The sequence below is a fragment of the Phormidesmis sp. 146-33 genome (assembly GCF_052939515.1).
This window is the reverse complement of the sequence record NZ_JBJPHU010000182.1, coordinates 1-8,707: the sequence shown is the minus strand read 5'-3', so window position 1 is coordinate 8,707 and position 8,707 is coordinate 1. Positions and strand designations below refer to the sequence as shown.

The 8,707-nt window shown below is 49.9% G+C and carries 8 protein-coding genes and 1 pseudogene; 5 read left to right on the top strand and 4 right to left on the bottom strand.

Annotated elements, in window-relative coordinates; genetic code table 11:
* Positions 1 to 239: 239 nt before the first annotated feature.
* The gene (gene alaS, locus ACJ2PR_RS33860) at positions 240 to 2,861 is read right to left on the bottom strand and encodes an alanine--tRNA ligase (protein WP_446880345.1); all 2,622 of its coding nucleotides are present in this window, start codon (positions 2,859 to 2,861) and stop codon (positions 240 to 242) included.
* Positions 2,862 to 3,035: 174 nt separating this feature from the next.
* On the opposite strand from alaS, the gene ACJ2PR_RS33855 reads away from it, so the two are divergent.
* Positions 3,036 to 3,611 (top strand): TVP38/TMEM64 family protein, encoded by a 576-nt coding sequence (locus tag ACJ2PR_RS33855; RefSeq protein WP_446857594.1) that lies wholly within the window; start codon positions 3,036 to 3,038, stop codon positions 3,609 to 3,611.
* Between the two features lie 281 nt (positions 3,612 to 3,892).
* Here ACJ2PR_RS33855 and ACJ2PR_RS33850 read toward each other — a convergent pair whose 3' ends face one another.
* The gene (locus ACJ2PR_RS33850) at positions 3,893 to 4,522 is read right to left on the bottom strand and encodes an FHA domain-containing protein (RefSeq protein WP_446880344.1); all 630 of its coding nucleotides are present in this window, start codon (positions 4,520 to 4,522) and stop codon (positions 3,893 to 3,895) included.
* A gap of 196 nt (positions 4,523 to 4,718) precedes the next feature.
* Here ACJ2PR_RS33850 and ACJ2PR_RS33845 point away from each other — a divergent pair, with 196 nt between their 5' ends.
* The 3 genes from ACJ2PR_RS33845 to ACJ2PR_RS33835 all read left to right on the top strand — a co-directional run bounded on the left by ACJ2PR_RS33845 (position 4,719) and on the right by ACJ2PR_RS33835 (position 7,460).
* Positions 4,719 to 4,934: a DNA-directed RNA polymerase subunit alpha C-terminal domain-containing protein gene (locus tag ACJ2PR_RS33845; RefSeq protein ID WP_446857596.1), complete on the top strand. Its 216-nt coding sequence runs from the start codon at positions 4,719 to 4,721 to the stop codon at positions 4,932 to 4,934.
* Between the two features lie 22 nt (positions 4,935 to 4,956).
* Positions 4,957 to 6,480: a hypothetical protein gene (locus tag ACJ2PR_RS33840; RefSeq protein WP_446880343.1), complete on the top strand. Its 1,524-nt coding sequence runs from the start codon at positions 4,957 to 4,959 to the stop codon at positions 6,478 to 6,480.
* Positions 6,481 to 7,142: 662 nt separating this feature from the next.
* A complete protein-coding gene (locus ACJ2PR_RS33835; protein ID WP_446857598.1) occupies positions 7,143 to 7,460 on the top strand; it encodes a DUF6679 family protein in 318 nt (105 codons plus the stop codon).
* A 47-nt stretch (positions 7,461 to 7,507) separates the two neighbouring features.
* Here ACJ2PR_RS33835 and ACJ2PR_RS33830 read toward each other — a convergent pair whose 3' ends face one another.
* Positions 7,508 to 7,870, bottom strand: coding sequence for a cupin domain-containing protein (locus ACJ2PR_RS33830; RefSeq protein WP_446857599.1), 363 nt, complete (start codon positions 7,868 to 7,870; stop codon positions 7,508 to 7,510).
* A 28-nt stretch (positions 7,871 to 7,898) separates the two neighbouring features.
* Positions 7,899 to 8,180: a hypothetical protein gene (locus tag ACJ2PR_RS33825; RefSeq protein WP_446857600.1), complete on the bottom strand. Its 282-nt coding sequence runs from the start codon at positions 8,178 to 8,180 to the stop codon at positions 7,899 to 7,901.
* 205 nt (positions 8,181 to 8,385) lie between these two features.
* Between ACJ2PR_RS33825 and ACJ2PR_RS33820 the strand changes: the two are divergent.
* Positions 8,386 to 8,707, top strand: a pseudogene (locus tag ACJ2PR_RS33820) (hemolysin D); the annotation flags it as partial.

Genomic DNA, 8,707 nt, shown 5'->3' with positions numbered 1-8,707 from the left:
AGGGGGCGTTCCTGGATCTAAAAGCGAAGCGAAGCGTTCATCGAACTGACGTTAATTTAACGTGATATTCGATGAAAATTTTTGCTGCGGTTCGTCAGTCCGGAAACATCCCCTAACTCTTCGACCAGTGAGAGACTTTGAACTAAAGTTCTTGTCCTAAAGTCCCCCAAGATTGGCAGCTTGGAGGGCAGAAGACCAGAACAACGCAGCGAAAAACTTTCATCGAATTCAAGGAGCGGCTACTGTAAGCCTGATTTAAGTTGATTTTGAGCTTCAGCGAGGGCATCGGGGAGCTTGCTGGCATCACGTCCACCGGCCTGAGCCAGATTGGGACGGCCGCCGCCACCACCACCGCAAAGTTTAGCGATCGCGCCCACCAGTTTCCCAGCCTGCAAGCCTTTCTTAACCACTGCTGGACTAAATGCCCCTACCAGACTGACTTTTCCGTCTTCAGGAATTGATCCCAAAACCACAGCGCCTTCGCCTAGTTTTTGGAGAAGTTGTTCTGCGGCGGTTTTGAGCGATTCGGGATCGACGGATTCGAGTTGGGCGACCAGAATTTTGAAGTCACCAACCGATTCAGCCTGGGTGAGTAGCTGATCGGCTTTGGCAACCGCAAGCTGACCTTTGAGCGTGTCAAGTTGTTTTTGGGTGGTTTTGAGTTCGGTTTGCAGCGTCGTAATGCGATCGGGAATCTCTTCGGGCTTGACCTTAAAGCGATCGCTCAACTCGCGCACAATGGTATCTCGCACATTCAGATATTCCAAGACGGCGGTTCCGGCGATCGCGTCGATCCGACGAATGCCAGCCGCGACTCCAGACTCAGACACGATTTTGAAGATGCCGATTTCTGCTGTGTTGCTGACGTGGGTTCCGCCACATAGCTCCATTGAGACACCGGGGACATCCAACACGCGCACCGTTTCGGAATATTTTTCACCAAACATTGCGATCGCGCCTTTCTCTTTGGCTTCGGTCAGCCCCATGACATAGGTGTTGGCGGTGTGTGCCTCAGCGATCCAGGTGTTGACCAGTTCTTCGATTTGGTGCAGTTCGTCTGACGTAATCAAGCGAGGGCAATTAAAGTCAAAGCGCAGGCGATCGAACGACACGAGCGACCCTGCTTGAGAAATGCCGTCATCGACAATTTTCTTTAAAGCAGACTGCAATAAGTGCGTTGCGGTGTGATGCGCCTGGGCCCGACGACGACACGCCAGATCGATCTGAGCCGTGACAGACTCGCCAACGCGCAAGGTTCCCCGTTCAATCCGTCCAAAATGCACCGAGAAAGCGGATTCTTTTTTCACATCTTCAATTCGCACCAAAACGGACTCGCCGGAGAGATAGCCTCGATCGCCAATTTGTCCCCCGGATTCCGCATAAAACGGCGTTTGATCCAGGATGACTTGAACTTGTGCGCCTGCCTCTGCTGATTTGATCGGTTCGCCTTCGACAAGTAAAACCTGAATCGTGGATTGGCTCGACGGTTGAGAATATCCTAAAAACTCAGTCGCTTGAATCGTTTCAGCCAGTTTATCGAGTTCGCCTTGAACGGTAAGGTCGATCGTTTTGTGAGCCGCTTTTGCCCGTTCTCGCTGCGCTTTCATTTCGGCTTCAAAGCCTTCTGTATCGACAGTTAATCCCTTTTCTTCGGCGACTTCTTGCGTCAGTTCTAGCGGAAAGCCATAGGTGTCATAGAGAACAAAGGCATCTTGTCCAGAAATTTGATCCGTGACGTTTGACAAAATTTCATCCAGCAGTTTTTCGCCCCGTTCTAGCGTTTCTCTAAAGCGGGATTCTTCTTTTTGCAGTTCGTTTTTGATCGTGTCTGCTTTTTGCCGAACTTTGGGATAGGCGGATTCTGAGAGGTCGATCGCCGCTTCTGCCACCTGTGGAGTAAATTCGTGATTAATGCCGATCAATCGTCCATGTCTAACCACTCGTCGGATCAGCCGCCGCAACACATAGCCTCGACCTTCATTCGTCGCAGTGATTCCATCCGCAATCATATGAATGACTGCCCGAATATGATCGCCAATGACTTTTAGCGAAACTTTTGTAGTCTCGTCAGCATTGTCATAGCTAATTCCAGCAATTTGCGCCGCTGTCTCCACAATCGGAAAAATCAGATCCGTTTCGTAGTTATTTGGCTTCTTTTGCAGGATCTGCGCCATCCGCTCTAAGCCAAGCCCCGTATCAATATTTTTGTTTGCCAACGGAGTCAGGTTGCCGTCTGCGTCCCGATTGTATTGCATGAATACCAGATTGTAGTATTCAATAAATCGGCTATCGTCTTCGAGGTCAAGAACCGCGTCTCCTTGCTCAGGATGAAAGTCGTAGTAAAGCTCAGAAGAAGGGCCGCACGGGCCAGTCGGGCCAGATGCCCAAAAGTTATCCTTCTCACCCATGCGCTGAATTCGATGCGCCGGGATGCCAACTTCGTCACGCCAGATTGCAAACGCTTCGTCATCATCTTCAAACACGCTGACCACGATTCGTTCTGGTGGCAATTGATAAACCTGCGTCGAAAGCTCCCATGCCCAGGCGATCGCCTGCGACTTAAAATAATCGCCAAAGCTAAAATTGCCCAACATCTCAAAAAACGTGTGGTGTCGTGCCGTTCGTCCCACATTCTCGATATCGTTGGTGCGAATGCACTTCTGAGCCGTCGTCGCCCGTGGCACTTCTGCCTGCTGCTGTCCCAAAAAGATCGGCTTGAATGGCAACATCCCGGCGATCGTCAACAACACGGTCGGATCTTCGGGCACCAGAGAAGCACTGGGCAAAATTTTGTGTCCACGCGCTGCAAAAAAATCGAGAAACTGTTGTCGGAGATGAGAGCCGCTAGTGAGAATAGACATGACAGTACGCAGATGGAGGGACGAAGCTACAGATCTCTCTATATTAGTCATGACGCACCCCTGACGGAGCAAGATTCCATCAAAATTGGAACGAATGCTGGAGTGCAGAAATCAGAACTTGTAGATACCGTTCTTCCTTATCCTTCGATTTAGCTTTGAGCCTGCCGTCCAACTATGCAAAATAAACTAAGACTCAAGAAAGCGTTGGTAGCAATTCTGCTATTCACACTCACGTATGTTGGCATGGCGATCGTGCTTCAAAAAGTTGGTTTAGAAAACGCTCATCTTTTTATTAGAAATTCAGGCATTTGGGCACCTGTTATTTTTGTGATAGTTTGTGCTTCTACGCTGATTGTTGCGCCTTTGAGCGGGAGTTCTATCTTTGTATTAGGCGGCGTTTTGTTTGGCAAAGATTCTGCTTTTTTCTTGAGTTTCTTTGCTTCCCTAATCGGCTGTAGCATCAATTTTTGGCTTTCAAGAACCTTTGGTCGTCACCTTGCAGAACGCTTGATCGGCAAAACAGATCTAGAGCAGTTAGACCGCTTAATCAATCGCTTATCGGCTCAACAAAGCATCTTCTACATCATTTTACTAATGCCGCTTTCACAGGATATCGTCAGCTACGCCGTGGGTCTAACCAGAGTCAACTATTGGAGATTTTTGGTCGCGCTAATTGTGAGTGCGATCGCCGTCGTGGCCGCTTATGTTTATCTAGGCAGCAGCTTACTTGAATTCTTCATTCAACGCTGAGATCCTGGTTGACTGACAGAACTCCTGAAACCCTCGATTTTTCGTAGGTTGGTGTTGAGCAACGCGAAACCCAACAGCAGCCTTTCTACCGTTGCTAACGTTGGGTTTCACCAGGTTCAACCCAACCTACGTGAAAAGATTTGTCAGTCAATCAGCGCTGAGATCACGAATTGAACAAACCTAACGTCTCAAAGTCCTCCAGAATGAGGGTTGGGGGGCAGAAGCCGTAAACACCGCAGCAAAAAAACCTAACTGAATCCACCTTCATCGCCTCGATCGCGCTAGTCCCCAAACGCAGTTCTCCGCGTCTCTCGATGGCTAAAGCGGCTAAACACTTCGGGATGAATCAGATCCAACGTGCGAGAGGTTTGGCTGACGTAAAACGAGAATTTGGTATGACCCAAACACACTTGATCGCCATCCTGCAAAACCTGACGCTGTTTGACCCGATCGCCGTTCACATAAGACCCATTCATACTATTGAGATCCAGCAGATAAAACTGGCGGTCTGCATACAAAATCACAGCATGACGGCGCGACATTTTGCGATCTTGAAGCGGTAAGGCGGCTGCCCGATGGCGACCGATCGTCCAGACTCCTTGCGATTGAATCAACGTCTGAGACTGATCTTGCAGCAAATTGGTAATCAAATAGACCTGTCCCGATTGCAAAACGCCCTGTACGTATTTAGGCTTGAGGTCGATCGCCGTTTTTTCAAACTCACTGTCAGATTGCTCATTGAGGTCAATTAGCAGCGTTTGTTTGGCAGCGGCACTTTCCTCAGAGATCTCGTCCAAATCGTTCCAAAAAGCTTCTTCGGCAGCCTCAACCTCAGAAACTGCTTGAAACACGGACACGATCGGGTCGCGATCGTCGGATTGATTTTCAGGGGGAATGGGTTCTGAGTTCATAATTCTTGCAACAGACTGCAATCTGAGTGGTGTCTACGACGGGATGCCCTAGAGTTCCCTAGCAAAATTGCCCTTAACCGCTTTCTTTTGCACAATTTAGAACAGACCCTAATTCCCTTTGAGCGCAAACTTTTGATCGAAATCGTTTTTGAGCGCAGGCACCCTACACTAGAAGGCACAGTTTACGCCGATGACCATGAATGACTCCCTTGATCGCGTCCCTATCGAAGACCTGCAACTCTCGATAAAAGCGATCGGCTGTCTCAAACGGACACAAATCTACACGATCGCCGATTTAATGAACTATACCCAGGAAGATCTTAAAATTCTAGATCCCCAATCTGGCGAAGAGGTGATCTCAGCCCTACAAGAAAAAATGGGGCTAACTCTGCCGCTCAACGATCTGCAATAGTCCTTTCTGAATATCGGTTCCCATGCAAACGCCGACCGCACCCGCCAAACCATTTCCGCAGCCCCTCGATCGCGTCTCGATCGCGGTGATCCTGTTGCTGGCTATTTTGATCGGAGCGTTGATTTTAAGCGGCGATCGCAGCGCTCCACGAGTTCGAGCATTCAACTGGCAAGGCAAACAAATTGGAGCAGACGACAGCGCCTTTGTCTTCACCTTTAGCCGCCCGATGAATCATCTCAGCGTCGAGCAAAACTTAAAAATCGACCCACCTCTACCCGGAAAATTTAGCTGGTCAGGCCGCCGCATGGCCTACACGCTCACCACTCCCGCCCCCTACGGCACGACCTTTCAAGTCAAGCTCGAAAACGCCCAAGATCGCTTCACCGGATCTAGTCGAGCCAGCATCCAACCCTTCAGAGGACAGTTTCAGAGCCGCGATCGCGCGTTTGCCTACATTGGGGTCGAAGGAGACGACGCAGGCCGGTTGATCCTCTTCAACTTGAGCAAGCAAGAAAAGAAAGTGCTGACCCCCGCCAATCTATTGGTCATGGACTTTAAGCCTTACCCAGACAGCGATCGTATTTTGTTTGCGGCGACCGATCGCGCCCAACAAGCCCAATCCCTTGTCGAACAAAAGCTCTACACCGTCACGACGGGCATCTCGATTCAATCTCCCGCCGAGCTAGGTACCCAATCCGCTAACCTGCCCTTTTTACCCGAATCGCCCCCCCCCGACCCCCAGCCCGCAGGTCAGGTCAATCTTGTCCTCGACAACGCAGAGTATCAAAACCTCAAATTTGATCTGTCTGCTGATGGAAATGTCATTGTTGTGCAGCGCGTCAATCGCAAAAATACCAACGATTTTGGCCCGTGGATTCTCCGAAAGGACGCTCCCGCTCAACCCCTCGACAGCAAGCAGCCCGGTGGAGAATTTTTGATCACACCCGACAGCGCATCGCTAGCCATCACCCAGGGACAGGGACTCGCCCTCCTACCCCTTCAGCCCCAAGCCGACCCCCTGGACTTTTTGCCCAAATTTGGCACTGTCTTAGACTTCTCCAAAGATGGCTCCTCAGCCGCAATGGTAAAATTTAACAACGACTACACCCGATCGCTCTATCTGATCAGCAACCAGGGCACCCAAAAAGAAATCTTCAAAACCACTGGCTCGATTCTCAGCGCTCAGTTTGACCCCACCAAACAAATCCTCTACTGTCTGCTGACCAATCTGGTGCCCGGAGCCAACTATCAAGAACAGCCTTACCTGGCGGCGATCGATCTCAAAGCCGCCTTCGCGGCCACTGACCCCCTCAAAGCCCTTTATCCTCTAGTCCTACTGCCCAAACAGCGAGACATTCAGATCAGCCTCGCCCCCGACGGACTGGCCTTACTCTTTGACCAGACTGACACAAATGCTCAAAGATCGGACGGGAAAGAAATCGCCAACAGCCGTCTCTGGCTTCTTCCTCTGACAGGCGATCTCACCGTCAAAGCCCAACCCGAATCGCTCCCCCTACCTGGTTTTCATCCCCGCTGGCTTCTCTAAGGTTCAAAAAGAACAGACAAAAAGACAGACAAAACCTGTTTTACTTCATCCCGTATCCCCAGCAGAGACCCCTTCATAGACCTTTTTCTAATAATTGATCGATTTGTATCAACAACTCCGCTTAACAGTCGATAGAATAGTTGGTAGAATCCGATACTTAAAGACGGCTCAATTTGCAAGCCTTCTTAGAGGTTCATTCACCTAATGGGAACACTCAGCACAATGGCTAGATTCATGGCTAGATTCCTCACTGCCTCGCCGCTTCTTGTTAACCGACACCGAGCTAACACCGTTCTGCTTCCTGGCCCGTTTCGGCCTTGCATCCAGTGAGTTGAGCGTCCTGTTTGCCTCAAATTTGCCTCAAACAATGATCCCAATCCTTAGCCACTCAGGACAGATGCATCGATTCAATCGCCCTTTGCAAGTCCTGTCCTTAGCTAGAATTTTTAATCCCTGGTCTAGCGCTAGTCTTAATCTTATGCATCAAAGGCTTGCCCCAAAGACGACGCTTCCCCCCGATGGGTTAAAAGCCAGGGTATTCGCAGCAGGGAAACAATTGTGCCATTGCCCCTTGCTGATTTGAGAAAATGCGGGTGCTCTAATGCTAGAGTTGCCCCATTACGACGCATTTCAAAAGTCATTTTGCTCAGGAGAAGCAACTTATGCTACACCGCAAGATCTATCAACTCTGTAGTGATGGTCGTGAAGTTTGGATTTTCTTGCGGGACCAGCAACGCTGGATTGAGCGCGCCAAGATTCTCGACATTGAGGGTGATCTGGTGACGCTGCGCTATGAAACCGAGGAAGACGACGAAAATTGCTCTTGGGAAGAGATGGTGCGACTGGAAAGCATTGGTGCTGTGACTCAAAAGCTGGCATCAGTTCCCAAAGGGAATGTAGAGCCACTGGTTTCTGACGACTGCCCCGAAGCAGAACAAATTCCTAACAACCGTCACTATCCAGAGGCAAACCCAGAATAGAGTCAGCTAGGGGGCGGATTGGCGACAATCGTTTCTTCCCCCTTTACTCACTCATAAATCGTCTCATCCTTCTGCTTCCAAGCTGGGTCAACAATACAGATAAAGACGATCGGTTCACTCCCTGTATTTTGCAAAAACTGCTTTGCGTTCGGAGGAATATAAATTGCATCCCCAGGCCCAATGGTCTGGGTTTCTGCGTTAATGTGCATTTCACCCGTACCACTGAGAATGTAGTACACCTCAGAGGTAGTGAGAGAATGGGCAATCGACGTTTGTCCGATCGGCACAATGGCCTGAGCCAGACTGTACCGCAAACTCAATGACTGTTTAGCAGGATGCAACAACTCTCTCAGCAGCGTCCCATGGCCCGCCACAATCTCAGGGCAATCCTTTAGTTTTCGTACCAGCATGACTTACCTTCGACAAACTCCCTTAATCCTAATAGGGAGAAGGAGCCGGCGTATAGTCAGGGCAGTTGATTGCATCTTCAGACAGCGCTATAGAAGGGTGAACCGTACACTTTAGCGTGTAGTCCCCTGTAAAATATTGACAGTCCGCACAGGGAATTCGATGCATCTCCCGCGCTTTGCTAAACCCAGACATTGCCATCGAAGCAATACTCCAGACGGTCAACAAAACGAATGTCCAGGCAAAGAAGAAGCAGATCGGAACCAAAAACGGCTGGAGAGCCTGAACGATCGGATATAAAAGTTGAAACACGATGCGCTAAATATAGGGATGAAACTTGGGCAATTTAAGATCAATCTTAGTGATCCGCCGACCGTCTGCGCCCTAGCTTAAGGCTTATTCAACGCCCAACACATTCTGTTACTTTAGACAGTCTGTTTCTTTGCACGACTGCGACGATCGGCTATGGTGTACCTAGATTCAAGCTTCGCTGTCCACCCCCTGACACTCATCTCTTATGCGAGTTTCTCTGTCTAACTCTCCCGCCCAATCTCAACAAGTCAAACAACAGCTTGCCCAGCCCGAAGAGTCGCTCTCGTTTGAGTTGGGGAAGGCCGTCCAGGAATTGCCGCCGCTCTACACGCGCATTCTGGCAGGTACGATTACCTTTATTGTGCTGGGTACGATCGGCTGGGCCCATTTCAGCAAAATTGAGGAAGTGGCCGTCGCCAACGGCAAGTTGATTCCTTCGACCGAGGTGCGTCCCGTCCGTTCTCTAGGCGCAGGCAGCGTTACTGAGACAAAAGTCAGCGTGGGATCAACGGTCAAAAAAGGAGACG

Bases quoted from the DNA above. Each gene is read 5' to 3' on its own strand.
- alaS (WP_446880345.1), bottom strand. From the start codon at position 2,861: ATGTCTATTCTCACTAGCGGCTCTCATCTCCGACAACAGTTTCTCGAT.
- ACJ2PR_RS33855 (WP_446857594.1), top strand. From the start codon at position 3,036: ATGCAAAATAAACTAAGACTCAAGAAAGCGTTGGTAGCAATTCTGCTA.
- ACJ2PR_RS33850 (WP_446880344.1), bottom strand. From the start codon at position 4,522: ATGAACTCAGAACCCATTCCCCCTGAAAATCAATCCGACGATCGCGAC.
- ACJ2PR_RS33845 (WP_446857596.1), top strand. From the start codon at position 4,719: ATGAATGACTCCCTTGATCGCGTCCCTATCGAAGACCTGCAACTCTCG.
- ACJ2PR_RS33840 (WP_446880343.1), top strand. From the start codon at position 4,957: ATGCAAACGCCGACCGCACCCGCCAAACCATTTCCGCAGCCCCTCGAT.
- ACJ2PR_RS33835 (WP_446857598.1), top strand. From the start codon at position 7,143: ATGCTACACCGCAAGATCTATCAACTCTGTAGTGATGGTCGTGAAGTT.
- ACJ2PR_RS33830 (WP_446857599.1), bottom strand. From the start codon at position 7,870: ATGCTGGTACGAAAACTAAAGGATTGCCCTGAGATTGTGGCGGGCCAT.